We start from the raw sequence: 14,255 nt of genomic DNA, 5'->3' as shown, positions 1-14,255 counted from the left end.
GTCTAGATAAATGGAGAAAAGCCGCGACGGCTGATCGGAGGACATGGCGTGACTTCCGTCATGCGAGCCCAGGGTCTGGGCAGGAGATACGGCAGGCGCTGGGCGCTGCGCGAGTGCACGCTCGACATCCCCGCCGGGCGCGTCGCCGGCCTGGTCGGCCCCAACGGGGCCGGTAAGTCCACATTGCTGAAGCTGGCCTGTGGCCAGCTCGAGCCGACGGCGGGCGGCATCACGGTGCTCGGCGGGCGGCCCGCGAGCACGCCCGCGCAACTGGCCAGGGTCGGATTCGTCGCTCAGGACACTCCCGTGTACGCGGGGCTGACCGTCGCCGATCATCTGCGGCTGGGCGCGCGGCTCAACCCGCGCTGGGACGCGGCCATGGCGCGTGACCGCATCGCGCGGCTCGGCCTCGGCCCCGCTCACCGGGCGGGCAGGCTGTCGGGTGGCCAGCGTGCCCAGCTCGCCCTCACCCTGGGCCTGGCCAAGCGGCCCGAGCTGCTGATCCTTGACGAACCGGTCGCCTCGCTCGACCCGCTGGCCCGCCGGGAGTTCCTGCAGCACCTCATGGAGGCCGTCGTCGAGCACGAGGTCAGCGTCGTGCTCTCCTCGCACCTGGTCTCCGACCTGGAACGCACCTGCGACTACCTGATCGTGCTGGTGGACTCGCGCGTGCAGGTCACAGGGGAGGTCGACACGCTGCTGGCCACCCACCACCGGCTCACCGGCCCGCGCCGCGACCCCGGCCTGTCACCCGCAGGACAGCACGTCGTCTCGGCGCGCCACACCGAGCGGCAGAGCACGTACGTGATCCGCGCCGGCTCCCCGATCCACGACCCCGCCTGGACGGTCAGCCGGCTCAGCCTGGAGGACCTCGTCCTGGCCTACATGGACCCCGCCGCGAGCCCGCACGTCGCCCTGGAGGTGCAGCGATGATCTGGCTGACCTGGCGCCAGTTACGCGGCCCGGCCGCGATGATGGCCGCCCTGCTCGTCGTCCTCGCCATCGTCCTGGCCGTGACCGGCCCGGGCCTGGCCTCCGAGTACGCCGCCGGCATCGCCGCCTGCACCCAGGACGACACCTGCGGCCGCTTCTACGACCGCTTCTTCGACACCTACGACATGCCTTTCATGGCCGTCAGCCTCATCGCGCTGCTCCTGCCCGCCGTCGTCGGGCTGTTCTGGGGCGCCCCGATGATCAGCCGCGAGCTGGAGACCGGCACGCACCTGCTGGTGTGGAACCAGAGCATCACCCGCACCCGCTGGCTGGCCGTCAAGCTCGGCTTCACGGGGCTGGTGGCGATGGCCGCCGCCGGCCTGTGCGGGCTCGCGGTGACCTGGTGGTCCGACCCCCTGGACAAGTCGGCCACGGACGAGCTGGCGCTGATGGCGCCGCTGGTGTTCGGGGCGCGGGGCATCGCGCCGATGGGGTACGCGGTGTTCGCCTTCGTCCTGGGCGTGACCGTGGGCATGCTGGTACGCCGCGCCCTGCCCGCCATGGCCCTCACCCTGGCGATCTTCGCCGCGCTGCAGATCGCCATGCCGCTGGTGGTACGTCCCCACCTGATGCCCACGGTCACGGGCACGTTCGAGCTCAGCCAGGCGAACGTGGACGGAGTCGGGATGAATCGCGATAAAGGCGGACAAATCGAGATAAGTCTGAACGCGGCTGTGCCGGGGCACGCCGGCGCCTGGGTCCTGTCCAGCGAGCTCGTCGATCCGTCCGGACGTGCGATCACCGGCTCCGAGTCCGGCATGGGGGTCGTCAAGGTCTCGACGACGTCCGGACCCTGCGCGCCCTCCGGAGCACCGGTCCTGGACACGTGCATGGCCGAGGTCAACCGGCTCGGCTACCGGCAGCAGGCGACTTACCATCCCCTGGAGCGCTTCTGGCCGTTCCAGTGGATCGAGACCGGCATCTACGCCCTGCTCACCCTCATCCTGACCTGGACGTCCTTCTGGTGGATCCGCAGGCGCCCGTCATGACAGGGAGGATGGTGACGGCCGTGGTGGCCGTCCTGCTGGCGGCGGGCTGCTCGGCGCCCGCGCCGCCGCGCGGCCAGGCGGGCAAGGCTTCCAGTACGGTCTGCTCCGCCCCGAAGGGACCGCCCGCCGCGGAGACACCGACCACGATCGACGTCGTCGAGCAGGCCTACTTCTGCCTCCTCGGCACCTACTACAGCGGCCCCACCCTGGACGCCCGCACGCTGCTGACCGCCGGATTCGCCGCCCTGACCCAGGAGCTGAACCGCAACGGCAAGGACGTACCGGAAGCCGTCATGCCGCCGCTGACCGGCGACCGCGCCACCGACTGGACCGCCTTCGAGACCACCTACCGCAAGGTCACCGACCAGGTGCCGGACCTGCGGGAGAGGCTGGCCGTCGTCACCCTCGAGGCCGTCGTGGCTGCACTCGGCGACAACCACGCCCGCTGGGCGCACGGCGACGCACGGCCGCCCGACTATTACGACGGCGACGGCTACGGCCTGGGCCTCGAAGCCAACGCCCGCAACCCGGACGTCGCCCTCCCGCCGCTGTTCGTCACCGCCGTGCAGGGCGGCGCGGCGCGGGCCGCCGGGCTCCGGCCCGGCGACGTCATCGAGGAGATCAACGGCTCGGCGCCCTTCATCGGCGGGAAGGCCGGCCCGGCGATCGAGGAGCTGTATCCGCGGTACCCGGAGGCACGGCCCGTACTGCTGCGGCTGCTGCGCGAGGACCGTCGCTGGAGCGTGACGCTCAAGCCCGGCCTGTTCCAGCGGGACCTGGCCACGCTTCAGGTGGTGCAGTCGAAGCTGCTGGACGACGTCGCCTATGTCCGGATGCGCGGCTTCGCGCCGGACTCCGCGGACCGGGTCCTGCGGGCGATCTCCCGGCTGCGCGAAGGCCGGACGCTGTCGGGCGTCGTGCTGGACCTGCGGGGCAACGGCGGCGGCAGCCCGCTGGAGGCGACCAGGCTGGTGAGCGCGTTCGTCCATGGCAAGGTCACCGCCTACCAGTGCACGGTGGCCGGTAGGTGCGAGACCTCCCGGACCGACGACACCGTCGAACTGGTCGGCCTCCCGCTGGCCGTGCTCACCGACCGCGGCTGCGCCTCGGCGTGCGAGCACTTCAGCTCCGCGATCAAGGACCTGCGGGCCGGCCCGCTGATCGGCACCAGGACGGCCGGCGTGATCTCGGGGCCCGCGCAGCCGTACCTGCTGAGCAACAACACCCTGCTGAGCTTCCCGACCAGGCGCCACCTGGGGCCGAACCGCGAGGTGATCGACCGCATCGGCGTGCCCCCCGACCACCACGTCCCCCTGACCGCGCAGGACGCCGCCGCGGGGCGAGATCCCGCCCTCGACAAGGCCCTGACCCTGCTGCACAAGTGAACGGACCTTCCCATGAGACCTCTCCTGGCCGTCGCCGCGGGACTGGCCGTCCTCACCGCCTGCTCCACACCGGCCCCGCCCCGCTCCGCCGCGCCCTCGCCCACCCCGGCAGACCCCGCCACCCTGCCCGCCCCGACGGGCCCCCACCCGGTCGGCACCACCGCGCTCCACCTCAAGGACACCTCCCGCCCCGACCCCTGGAACCTCGACGCGAGCGCCAGGGAACTCAAGGTCACGTTGTGGTACCCGGCCGCGCGCAAGGACGGCCCGCCGGCGCCGTACATGACGCGAAAGGAGGCGGAGCTCCTGCTGGCGGGCAAGCGGATCGCGGGCGTGCCGCCCGGCACCCTGAGCGGCACACGAACGCACGCCGTCAAGAACGCCCGGCCCACCGGACGGAGGTTCCCGCTGGTGGTGCTCTCGCCCGGCTTCACCAACCCCATCAGCACGCTCACCTCCCTGGCCGAGGACCTGGCCAGCAGGGGTTACGTGGTGGCCGGCATCGACCACCCCTACGAGAGCCACGCCACGACCCTGGCCGACGGGCGCATCGCCGACTGCCTCGCCTGCGACAGCGACAACGACCCGGGTTTCGGTACGGGGGCGGTCGCCGGCAGGGCGGCGGACGTCTCCTTCGTCCTCGACCACCTGCCCGCGAAGTGGGCCAGGATCGACCGCTCCAAGATCGCCATGGTGGGCCAGTCATTGGGTGGGGCGAGCGCCCTGGCGGCCATGGTCAAGGACCCCCGGGTACGGGCCGGCATCGACATGGACGGCACCACCTACGCCCGCATCCCTCGAAGCGGGCTCTCCCGCCCGTTCATGTTCCTGGGCTCGGCCCAGCACGTCCCCGGAGGCCCGGACACCTCGTGGGAGCGCGACTGGAAACTGCTGACCGGCTGGAAACGCTGGATCGTCCTGACCGGCGCCGACCACCAGTCCTTCACCGACTCCCCGCTGCTGGCGAGCGCCCTCGGCCTCAAGCCGGCGTACGGCGCGCTGCCCGGGGCCCGCGCCGCCGAGCTGACCCGCACGTACGTGGCGGCCTTCCTCGACCAGCACCTGAAGTCCCGGCCCCAGCCTCTCCTGGACGAACCCCGCGACCCCGAGGCCAAGCTCTGCCCCACGTCCTGCGGACAGTCCTGAGGCCGGTGACAGCAGGTGGCGGACGTCAGACCGTCGCGAGGCGGTGGCTGATCGCTACGACCGCGGCGGTGAGATCGGGCAGCGGCCGGTTCTCGTCCCGGCGCCAGTGGCGCACCTGCTCGGCGGTCAGGGCCGCGAGCAGCGTGTCGGCCCGGATCTGAGGATCCGGGACGCCGGCGGCGGTGAGCAGGATCGCACAGTGTTGCCGCCACAACCGGTGCGAGCCCGTACGGAGCCGAGCCCCGGCGCTCGCGGTCTGGGACAGCGTCACGAGGTCGAGGTGGGCGTCGACATAGGCGAGGTAGGCGGCGGCGAAGGCGGCGAGCCGGTCGGCGGGCGGTGCACCCGGGCCCAGCGGGGGCGGCCCGCTCAGCATCGCGGTCTGAAGTTCGGACTCGCGTTCGTCGAGGAGTGCCGCCGCGAGGCCGGACTTGTCGCCGAAGCGCCGGTAGAGCGTGCCCTTGCCGACGCCGGCGGCGGCGGCGACGTCGTCCATGCTCACGGCGGCCACTCCAAGGGTGTCGAACAGCCGCTCCGCTGCGGCGAGCACCTTCATCCGGTTGCGAGCCGCGTCCGCCCGCTCCTGCGGAACCCCGCCGGACAACAGGGGCAGATCCCTCCGATGCGATGCGACGGCGTCGTTCATGGGTCCGACTGTAGTGCAGTTCGAAGCCCGTTGTTGACTTAAACGGACTGAAGTCCGTATATTTCGGCGAGCAAGCGGACTGTGGTCCGCATTCACTTCTGGAGGTAGTCCCATGAGCAAGCTGCTGCACATCTCCGCCTCGCCACGTGACGAGACGTCGGAGTCGCTGCGGATCGCACGGGCGTTCACGGAGGCGTATCAGGACTCCCACGCCGGCGATGAGGTCGAGCACTGGGATCTGTGGGACGGCTCGCTGCCGGACTTCGCCGTCGGCGCCAAGGCGAAGATGACGGTGTTCGGCGGGAACGAGCCGCGGGGCGCCGAAGCCGAAGCCTGGGCGAAGGCGCGGCGGACGTTCGAAAGGTTCGACTCCGCGGACCGGCTGCTGTTCAGCGTGCCGATGTGGAACGGCTCGGTGCCGTACGTGCTCAAGCAGTTCATCGACGTGGTCAGCCAGCCGGGCTGGATCTTCACGGTCGATCCCGTGACCGGCTATGGCCACCAGTTTTCGGGACGTGGCAAGAGAGTCGCCGTGATCTACACGAGCGCGGTCTGGGGGCCGCGGCTCGGCCCGGAGTTCGGCACCGACCATCAGTCGACGTTCTTCGGCGACTGGCTGCGCTGGACCGGCCTGACCGACATCCAGGAGGTACGGTTCCATCCCACCCTCACCGGCGACTGGGACGACGCGCGGTGCGCCGCCGACGCGCGAGCCAGGGACATCGCCAAGGTCTTCTGACGACTTCTTCCAAGAAGAAGGGGCTCCTGGCTGCGCGGAGACACCAGCATCACCAGAGGTTTCACTTTCAGTGACGACAAGAATACTGAGAGCGTACGGCTGGTTGCCTCAGGTGACCAGCGTGACGGTCGCCGACGGAAGGCTGGACATGCAGACCCTGGAGCTGATGACCCGCAAGATCGACACCTGTTTCGGGCATCTCGACGTCGACGGCAACGGCACGGTCGAACGGGACGACCTGCTCGGACTCGGCTCGCGCCTGGTCGCCCAGTTCGGCGAGTCGCCGACCTCGCCGAAGGCGACCGCCATGGCCGCCGGGATGGTCCGGTTCTGGGAGGCGCTGTGCTCGGCCGCCGATGTCAACGGCGACGGACGGCTCACTCCTCAGGAATACCGCAGGGGCATGACGCGAGCGTTCGTCGAGGATCCCACCGGCTTCGACCGGGCGTTCCTGCCCATGGCCGAGGCCTTGTGCGGGCTCCTGGACACCGATGGAGACGGCACGGTGAGCCGCCCGGAGTTCGCCGCGTTCCACCAGGTCATGCGCACCTCCGTGGAGAACGCCGACCTGGCCTTCGGCAAGCTGGACACCGATGGCAGCGGTTCCCTGAGCGTGACCGAGCTGCTGGCCGCCATGCGCGACTACTACAGCAACCCCGACGAGAGCGCCGACGCGCTGGGCCACTGGCTGTTCGGGAGGGTTTAGGGCGTGCTGCGCAGCTACCGGTCGCTGGTCGGGGGTCACCCGGCGGACGGCGTCGGATGGGTGCATTGGGTACGGGTCGGCGACATGCTGGAGGCGCCGTACGACATGGGGGCGCTGAAAGCGACGCTGGACACCGGCGAGGCCGGCCCCGACGCGCTCACCCATCCGTCCCTGGTGGGCAGGGTCGCCTTGAGCGGCCCCGGCCAGCGGCGCCAGGCCCTGGCCTCCGCCCGCGCCCATCAGCCGGCCTGGGGCAGGGTGCCTATGGCCGAGCGCGTCGGCTTCGTGACCGCCTTCCACGGGGTGCTGCGCGCCCGGCAGGACGAGCTGCTGGACCTTCTGGTCGCGGAGGGCCACCCGGTACGCGTCGCGCGGATGGAGATCGCCACCATGCTGGCGGCGGTGCACCCCAGGACGGCCACCGTCGCGGCCGGGTCGATGAGCTGCGACCACCGGGTCAACGGCCGCAGGATCGAGCTGGTACGCAAGCCGGACGGCGTGGTCGGCCTGATCCCGGCCCGCAACGCCGCCGCCGCGACCCTGGTGTTCTCCGCGGTGATGACCTTGGCGGCGGGCAACGCGGTCGTGGTCGATCTGCCGCCCAGCGCCCCGCTCAGCGCGGCGTTCGTCTGCCATGAGCTGATCGCGCCCTTGCTGGCCGGCCATGACCGGGTGTTCAGCGCGTTGTGTGCTCCCGTGCGGGAGGCGGTACCGGAGTGGCTGGCCAGCCCGGACCTCGACGACATCTACTACTTCGGCCCGTCCGATCGAGGGCTGGAGCTGGCCGCGGAGTGCTTGCGCCACGGTAAGAAGCCGGTCCTGGAGCTGTCGGCGAACGACACCGTGGTGGTGTGGCGGGACGCGCGCCTGGACCTGGCGATCACGGCCATGCTGGAGGCCTTCTACGCCTCCGGGCAGATCTGCCTGACACCCAACCGCGCCGTGCTGCACCCCGAGATCGCCGATGACGCGATCAAAGGACTCCAGCGGGAGATCGAACGGCTGCCCGTGGGACGCCCGGAACGTCCGGACGTCATCCTCAGCCCGGTCGTCCGGCGCGCGGAGTTCACCGAGGTCGTCGCGGAAGCGGTCGGTGCGGGCGCGACGCTGGTGACCGGCGGAGAGTTCGTCGACGTCCACGGAGTGCCGCGCGCGCGAGGGCCGTTCATCAGGCCCGCCCTGCTGAAGGTGGACGGACTGGAGCAGGCACGATCACTGCGCGCCGCATGCGAGGAGACCTTCTGCCCGTTGCTGACCGCGGTGATCGCCGACCCTCCGCGTACCGCCGACGTGATCACCTTCCTCAACGCCAACCGCTACGGGCTGCGCAACTCCCTGTGGGCCGCCGATCCCGCCGTCATCGCCGCCTTCGCGATGGAGGTGCGCAACGGGGGCACCCTGAAGGTCAACGACAGCCATCTCGGCCCCGTCCCGCTGCTGCCCGTCGACGGCGGCACCGGGCGCACCGGCGGTCCCGGCGGTGAGGCCAACCTGCCGATGCTGCGCACCAGTCATCTGCAAGGGATCAGCACCGCGATGGACGTGCCGGACGACCTGCTCTTCGACTACTCCTCCGCGGTGGCGGACGGTCCGCCCGTGGTGTGACGCGGCAGCCGGCTGTCACAGGCGACCCGGCCATCTCGTCCTGAAGGAGAGGTGCTCACCCCTCGGAGCCCGGCGACGCCTACGTCTCCGGCTCCGGGCGGACACCACGACTTCACGTACGGAAGGACCATGGTCATGCGTATTGCCGTCTTCGGTGCCAACGGTCCCACCGGCCGGCTCCTCACCGGCCAGGCGCTCGCCGCCGGACACCACGTCGCCGCGATCACCCGGCAGCCGCGCTCGTTTCCCCTGCGCCATGAACGGCTCGACGTCATCGGCGCCGACGTGCACGATCCCGAGGCCGTCGACGCCGCCGTGGCGGAGCGGGATGCGGTGCTGTCGACGCTCGGCGTGCCGCCGGGGAAGAAACCGATCACCACCTATTCGCGGGGTGCGGCCAACATCGTCGCCGCGATGAAACGGCATCGAGTGCGCCGCCTCGCCGTGGTGAGCTCGAGCGGGGTCGATCCGCAGACGTACTCGGAGGGCGGGTTCCTGTTCAACCGCGTCGTGCTGCCCTATGTGACGCGGGTGCTGGGCAGGACGCTGTACGACGACATGCGGCGGATGGAGGAGCTGGTCCGCGCCAGCGATCTCGACTGGACGATCCTGCGTCCCAGCGGGCTCTACCATCTGCCGTCGGTGACCGACTACGTCCTCGCCGAGGGCCACCTCGACGCCAGGTTCACCTCCCGGACGGATCTGGCCGCGAGCATGCTGGCCCTCCTGGACGACGACCGGTATGTCCGTACCACGCTCAGCGTCATCACCACGGTCGACAACCCCACATTCCTCCGGTGGTTCCGCCGCGAGGCGTTCGCCAAGAACTGACGGGGTCACTCCCGGCTCTCGCGATGGGCACCCAGGAGCGGAAGGAACACCTGGTCGGTGACGGCGACCAGGTCGGCGTCGGACGGCCGGACCCCGAAGACGACGAAGTCGTCCCGCAGCAGGCTCATCGGCAGGGTCACCACGCGTCGCGGCCAGGGGCCCGGCGGGATCTGGCCGCGCTCGGCCGCAAGCTCCAGCACGGTGGTCATGGCGTCCGACAGGGCCGAACCGGCGATGAGGTCCCGCAGCCGCTGTTCCAGCCGCGGATCGTGCACCGTGTCCGCGATCAAGCCGGTGACCGTGTCGCGGCTGGTGCCGGCGAGGGTGGCCCGCGCCTGGCGCAACAGGGCCAGGACGTCGTCGCGCAGATCGCCGGTGTCGGGGGCCGGCACGTTCGCGAACCGCCTCCCCAGCATGTCGAGCACCAGCTCGGCCAGGCTGCTCCAGCGGCGGTACAGGACGGGTTTGCTGGTGCCGGCCCGGCTGGCGATGCCGCTCATCGTGGACTTCGCGTACCCCAGTTCGGCCAGTTCGTCGCGGGCCGCGTCCAGGATGGCGTCTTCGAGCGCGGCGCCCCGGCGGCGCGACATGGTCTCGGTGGCGGACGGGTCCGTCCTCGGTGTGTTCGGCATCACGACTCCCCAAGAAACCTTGCGTTTCTTGACTGCCGAGCTTATCGTCTGGACAAGAAACCAAGGGTTTCTTATTTCGAGAGGTGACATCATGACGAACTCCACCGCTCAGACCGCCCCCGCATACCCGATGCCCCGCTCATGCCCGTTCGGCCCGCCTCCGCAGTACGAACACCTCAGGCAGGAGGCGCCGATCTCGCGGGTGACCCTGCAGGGCGGCACGCAGGCGTGGCTGATCACCGGGCACGCACTCGCGCGGGCGTTCCTGTCCAGCGACAAGATCAGCTCCAGCCGCGCGAACCCCGGTTTCCCGCAGCTGATTCCCGGCGTGGCCTCGGTGCCGCTGAAGGGCACGCTCGTGGCCATGGACCCGCCGGAGCACTCACGGCACCGGCGCATGGTCACCAACGAGTTCACGGTCAGGCGGGTCAAGCAGATGCGGCCGGAGATCCAGCGCATCACCGACCGGGCCATCGACGAGATGCTGGCAGGACCGCGACCGGCCGATCTGGTGGAGTCCGTGTCGCTCCCCGTGCCCTCGCTGGTGATCTGCGAACTGCTGGGAGTGCCGTACGCCGACCGCGGCCAGTTCCAGAGCAGGACCACGATCATCCTGAGCCGCAACTCGACGAGCGAGCAGCGACGCGACACCGCCTTGTGGTTGCGCGGGTACATCAGCGATCTGGTCGCGGGCAAGGAGGCCGTGCCGGGCGACGACCTGCTGAGCCGGCTGATCGCGAAATACCGCGACATCGACGCCTATGACCGCGAGACCCTCACCGGTATCGGTCTCCTGTTGCTGGTCGGAGGCCACGAGACCACCGCCAACATGATCTCGCTGAGCGTGGCCTCGCTGCTGGACGATCCCCACCTCCTGGCCGGGTTGCGGGAGCGGCCCGAGCAGACCCCGCAACTGGTGGAAGAGCTGCTGCGCTTCCACTCCGTCGTCGACAACGCCACCTCCCGGGTGGTCGTCGAGGACTTCGAACTGGACGGCATCACCTTCCGCGCCGGCGACGGCGTCATCGTGGCGGCGGCGGCCGCCAGCCACGACCCGGACGTGTTCGCGCGGCCGGACCGGATCGACGTCGACCGCGGCGCCCGCCACCATCTGGCCTTCGGCTTCGGAATCCACCAGTGCCTCGGGCAGAACCTGGCCCGGCTGGAGCTGGAGATCGTGCTGAACACGCTGTTCGCCCGCGTGCCGAACCTCGCACTGGCGGACCCCGTGGAGCGCCTGCCGTTCAAGACCGACGCGCTCGTCTACGGCATCCACCGGCTACCGGTGACCTGGTGACCCGAACGGGACCCCCGCCACCGCGGCCCAGACAGGAGAACCTTGACGTGGAGCCGTTCGGACTGCCCGAAGGCAGCCCGAACGGCCATGGGTCCGCTCCTGAATGTCGATCCAGTATTCGGCGACGTTGAGCATGCGGCTGTTGGAGTACCACGCTTTCAGGACGATCCCGTGGTCCCCGTTCTCTTGTGCGTCGATGCTGCGGAGCGAGACGTTGTGCGGCGGATTGGCGCTGGGTGAGGGGACGCTGCCGGCTTCCGCCGGGGATGCTCTTCGCCTGAGTGAGGTCGGGATAGGACTTGCCGCCCGGCACGGGGTAGGCGCGACTTGCCGTGATTCTCTTGCACGAAGTCCGTAGGTCTACACATGACATCCGGGGTCCAGCCGGCGGGTCAGGTGGTCCGGCGGGAGCGGATCGACGCCAGGGCGCCGAGGATGAGGGCGATCAGGGCCATCGCCAGATCCACGTAGCCGCCGACGATGCCGTACCCCGTGCCTGGACCGCCTTCTGCGGCGGCGATGATCCAGCCGCCGATGACCGCGGTGGCGAGCCCCGCCGTCAGAGCGATGGCTGCGCCCCTCCTTGCGAAGCGGCCGGTGGAGCGGGCCAGGGCCAGGCCGCCGATGGCGACGCCGGCCAGGCCCAGCACTGCGCCCACCACGGACCAGAGGCGTCCCGTGGTCAGGGCGTAGGCGTCGACGGGCTGGGCGAGGAGGCGTGCCGCTGTTGTCTCGAGCGCCAGCGGGCTGGTCAGCGTGTCAAGGATGGACATGAGGATTCCTCCAGTCGAGTGAATGCCGGAAGCGGGTTCTTGGATCACAGCGTCGACCGCAGCGTCTCGGTCGAGTTCTTGCCGAGGTCAGCGGCTCATTTCGGCGCGACGGACGCGGGTCAGGGCCAAGCGGCCCAGGAGGGCGCCGAGCAGCCCGAGTGCCAGGGCCATGGCCGCGCCGAACACGCCGTTGCCGGTGCCGAGGCCGCCGTCGGCGATGGCCAGTTTCACTGCGCCGTTGAGGCCGCCGACGATCCCCAAGGTCAGCGCCGCGATGGCTTTCCACCGCCCGGCGTCGCGCAGTGCCAGCCAGCCGATGATGGTGCTGCCCACCGCCACCAGGGCGGCCACGCCGGCCCAGATTCGTTCAGGGGTGCCGACGAAGGTGTCGAGGCCCTGGCCTGCGCATTCTGCGGCCGACGTACAGACGGGTGAGACCAGCCCGAGCAGGAGGGACATGGGACGTCCTTTCGCCGAAGTTCTGTTGCCCATCGAGCGTCGCGCCGATGGGAGGGGTGTCGCTTCGGGCCGTGGATGGCGGCTGCTACGCAGGTGCGCGTAGGTGGGTGCGCGGTCGGTACGTCCGTTGCCGTAGGTGGGCGGGCCTGCGGGGGGAGGTGGTTCCAGCGGCGGCGATCGTAGGATCGCGGCATGAAACAGTCGTGGCGTCTGCCGGTGGCGGTGCAGGATGCGTTACTCGCGCTCTTCATCACCGTCATGCAGGTGCAGGGCACGATCGTGCGCAACGCCGGTGAGGTGGTGCTGCGGCCGCTCACCGACCTCGGCGATCTCGGGTACGTCCTGCTCGTCGTCAGTGGGCTGGTCGTCGCGGTTCGCCGCCGGTGGCCGGTGCCGGTGTTCGTCGTCACGGCGCTGGCCAGCGTGATCTACTACGTGCTCGGCTTTCCCGATGGGCCCGGGTGGCTCGGGCTCTTTCTCGCGCTCTACACGCTGGCCGCCTATGGGGACGGGCGGCGGTCGTTGGTGATCGCCGGGGTGGGTGTCGCGGTGTTGTCCACTGTCTGGCTGGTCGCCGCGGCCGATGTCGAGCCGCCGGCGGCCATCGGGTGGGTGTACTTCCGGATCGGAGCCTCCGTCATGAGCGTGGCGCTCGGTGAGTCCGTACGGTCTCGGCAGGTCATCGCCGCCGAAGCACAGAGGCGGGCCGAGCTGGCCGAGCGGACGCGCGAGGAGGAGGCGCGGGCACGGGTGGACGCCGAGCGGCTGCGGATCGCGCGTGAGGTCCATGACACGGTCGCGCATGCCATCGCGATCATCAACGTGCAGTCCGGGGTGACGGCGCACGTGCTCGGCAAGCGGCCGGACGTCGCGCGGGAGGCGCTGCGCGCGATCGAGCAGACGAGTTCGCGGGCGCTGCGGGAGATGCGGGCCATTCTCGGGGTGCTGCGGGATGACGATGAGGAGGGGCGGGAGCCGTACCCGGGGCTGGAGCAGATCGGGGAGCTGGTCGCCAAGGCCCGCGCGGCCGGGCTCGACGTCGAGGTCCAGGAGAGCTCGCCCGCGACGCCGTTGCCGAGTGCGGTGGGCGGTGCGGCGTACCGGATCGTGCAGGAGTCGATCACGAACGTCGTCCGCCACGTCGGTCCGACCCGGGTGACGGTGGTGCTCGATCCTGGGCTCGAAGCTTTGGAGGTCCGGGTGACCGATGAAGGCCGGGGCGCTGTCGTGGATCCGCCTGATGAGTCCGGGCGGGGGATCGTCGGGATGCGGGAGCGCTGCCGGTTGCTGGGTGGGGAGCTCGATGCCGGGCCGAGGCCGGGCGGTGGGTTCGAGGTGAGGGCGAGGCTGCCCCTCGCGCCGGCGGAGGTGCGGCTGTGATCAAGGTGTTGCTCGCCGATGACGAGGGGCTCGTACGGTCAGGGTTCAAGGTGCTGCTCGACCTCGAGGACGACATCACGGTGGTCGGAGAGGCGAGGAACGGCGCGGAAGCCGTCGAACGGGCCCTGGCCACGCGTCCCGACGTCGTGCTCATGGACATCCGCATGCCCCAGGTGGACGGGATCCAGGCCACCGCCGAGATCGCCGGGACGCGCGGGCTGGAGCAGGTCCGCGTGCTGATCCTGACCACGTACGACACCGACGAGTACGTCTTCGACGCTCTGCAGGCCGGAGCCAGCGGGTTCCTGCTCAAGGACGCGGGGCCGGCCGAGCTGCTGCACGCCATCCGGGTGATCGCGGCCGGCGACGCGCTGCTCGCGCCCCGGATCACGCGGCGTCTCATCGGCCAGTTCACGGCCCGGCGGACGGCCGTCCGGGTCGCGGAGGACCGGCTGGCGGTGCTGACCGAGCGCGAACGCGAGGTGCTGGCCCTGGTGGGGGAGGGGCTGAGCAACCACGAGATCGGCGCCCGGCTTTTCCTGAGCCCGGCGACCGCGCGGACGCATGTCAGCCGCGCGATGACGAAACTGGGGGCACGTGATCGCGCGCAACTGGTCGTGATCGCCTACCGGACGGGCTTGGTCGTTCCCTCGGCGTGAGGCTATGGGCGCTGA

At 70.6% G+C, this 14,255-nt stretch carries 15 protein-coding genes; 11 read left to right on the top strand and 4 right to left on the bottom strand.

Annotation, left to right across the window (positions count from 1 at the left end):
- Positions 1 to 48: 48 nt before the first annotated feature.
- From AB0K12_RS20065 to AB0K12_RS20050, 4 genes are read left to right on the top strand one after another with little or no spacing between them, the layout of a single operon-like run.
- Complete coding sequence (locus AB0K12_RS20065; RefSeq protein WP_364562943.1) at positions 49 to 933, top strand: ABC transporter ATP-binding protein; 885 nt, start codon at positions 49 to 51, stop codon at positions 931 to 933.
- Positions 930 to 1,982, top strand: coding sequence for an ABC transporter permease (locus AB0K12_RS20060; protein WP_364562940.1), 1,053 nt, complete (start codon positions 930 to 932; stop codon positions 1,980 to 1,982). The genes AB0K12_RS20065 and AB0K12_RS20060 overlap by 4 nt, the downstream gene beginning before the upstream one ends.
- Positions 1,979 to 3,367 (top strand): S41 family peptidase, encoded by a 1,389-nt coding sequence (locus AB0K12_RS20055; protein ID WP_364562937.1) that lies wholly within the window; start codon positions 1,979 to 1,981, stop codon positions 3,365 to 3,367. The genes AB0K12_RS20060 and AB0K12_RS20055 overlap by 4 nt, the downstream gene beginning before the upstream one ends.
- A 12-nt stretch (positions 3,368 to 3,379) precedes the next feature.
- A complete protein-coding gene (locus tag AB0K12_RS20050) occupies positions 3,380 to 4,513 on the top strand; it encodes an alpha/beta hydrolase (RefSeq protein ID WP_364562934.1) in 1,134 nt (377 codons plus the stop codon).
- Positions 4,514 to 4,538: 25 nt separating this feature from the next.
- On the opposite strand, the gene AB0K12_RS20045 is transcribed toward AB0K12_RS20050, so the two are convergent.
- Complete coding sequence (locus AB0K12_RS20045; RefSeq protein ID WP_364562931.1) at positions 4,539 to 5,159, bottom strand: helix-turn-helix domain-containing protein; 621 nt, start codon at positions 5,157 to 5,159, stop codon at positions 4,539 to 4,541.
- 112 nt (positions 5,160 to 5,271) lie between these two features.
- On the opposite strand from AB0K12_RS20045, the gene AB0K12_RS20040 reads away from it, so the two are divergent.
- The 4 genes from AB0K12_RS20040 to AB0K12_RS20025 all read left to right on the top strand — a co-directional run bounded on the left by AB0K12_RS20040 (position 5,272) and on the right by AB0K12_RS20025 (position 9,040).
- Positions 5,272 to 5,898: an NAD(P)H-dependent oxidoreductase gene (locus AB0K12_RS20040; RefSeq protein ID WP_364562929.1), complete on the top strand. Its 627-nt coding sequence runs from the start codon at positions 5,272 to 5,274 to the stop codon at positions 5,896 to 5,898.
- Between the two features lie 121 nt (positions 5,899 to 6,019).
- A complete protein-coding gene (locus AB0K12_RS20035; RefSeq protein ID WP_364562926.1) occupies positions 6,020 to 6,604 on the top strand; it encodes an EF-hand domain-containing protein in 585 nt (194 codons plus the stop codon).
- A gap of 3 nt (positions 6,605 to 6,607) precedes the next feature.
- Complete coding sequence (locus tag AB0K12_RS20030; protein ID WP_364562923.1) at positions 6,608 to 8,209, top strand: aldehyde dehydrogenase family protein; 1,602 nt, start codon at positions 6,608 to 6,610, stop codon at positions 8,207 to 8,209.
- Between the two features lie 135 nt (positions 8,210 to 8,344).
- Positions 8,345 to 9,040, top strand: a complete 696-nt coding sequence (locus AB0K12_RS20025; protein ID WP_364562920.1) for an NAD(P)H-binding protein — start codon at positions 8,345 to 8,347, stop codon at positions 9,038 to 9,040.
- A gap of 5 nt (positions 9,041 to 9,045) precedes the next feature.
- On the opposite strand, the gene AB0K12_RS20020 is transcribed toward AB0K12_RS20025, so the two are convergent.
- Positions 9,046 to 9,672, bottom strand: coding sequence for a TetR/AcrR family transcriptional regulator (locus AB0K12_RS20020; protein WP_364562917.1), 627 nt, complete (start codon positions 9,670 to 9,672; stop codon positions 9,046 to 9,048).
- A gap of 91 nt (positions 9,673 to 9,763) precedes the next feature.
- Here AB0K12_RS20020 and AB0K12_RS20015 point away from each other — a divergent pair, with 91 nt between their 5' ends.
- Positions 9,764 to 10,969, top strand: coding sequence for a cytochrome P450 (locus AB0K12_RS20015; protein ID WP_364562914.1), 1,206 nt, complete (start codon positions 9,764 to 9,766; stop codon positions 10,967 to 10,969).
- 392 nt (positions 10,970 to 11,361) lie between these two features.
- Here AB0K12_RS20015 and AB0K12_RS20010 read toward each other — a convergent pair whose 3' ends face one another.
- Together AB0K12_RS20010 and AB0K12_RS20005 are read right to left on the bottom strand one after the other, a co-directional pair.
- Positions 11,362 to 11,742: a DUF6223 family protein gene (locus AB0K12_RS20010; RefSeq protein ID WP_364562911.1), complete on the bottom strand. Its 381-nt coding sequence runs from the start codon at positions 11,740 to 11,742 to the stop codon at positions 11,362 to 11,364.
- Between the two features lie 87 nt (positions 11,743 to 11,829).
- Complete coding sequence (locus AB0K12_RS20005; RefSeq protein ID WP_364562908.1) at positions 11,830 to 12,201, bottom strand: DUF6223 family protein; 372 nt, start codon at positions 12,199 to 12,201, stop codon at positions 11,830 to 11,832.
- A gap of 192 nt (positions 12,202 to 12,393) precedes the next feature.
- Between AB0K12_RS20005 and AB0K12_RS20000 the strand changes: the two genes are divergently transcribed.
- Entirely contained in the window at positions 12,394 to 13,581 is a 1,188-nt protein-coding gene (locus AB0K12_RS20000; RefSeq protein ID WP_364562903.1) for a sensor histidine kinase, read from the top strand.
- Positions 13,578 to 14,240: a response regulator transcription factor gene (locus AB0K12_RS19995; protein WP_364562900.1), complete on the top strand. Its 663-nt coding sequence runs from the start codon at positions 13,578 to 13,580 to the stop codon at positions 14,238 to 14,240. The genes AB0K12_RS20000 and AB0K12_RS19995 overlap by 4 nt, the downstream gene beginning before the upstream one ends.
- The last annotated feature ends 15 nt before the right edge of the window (positions 14,241 to 14,255 follow it).

The sequence above is a fragment of the Nonomuraea sp. NPDC049419 genome (assembly GCF_040676995.1).
Taxonomy (GTDB): domain Bacteria; phylum Actinomycetota; class Actinomycetes; order Streptosporangiales; family Streptosporangiaceae; genus Nonomuraea; species Nonomuraea salmonea.
Note: the sequence above shows the minus strand (reverse complement) of the source record. Positions and strands in the feature narration are given on the sequence as shown.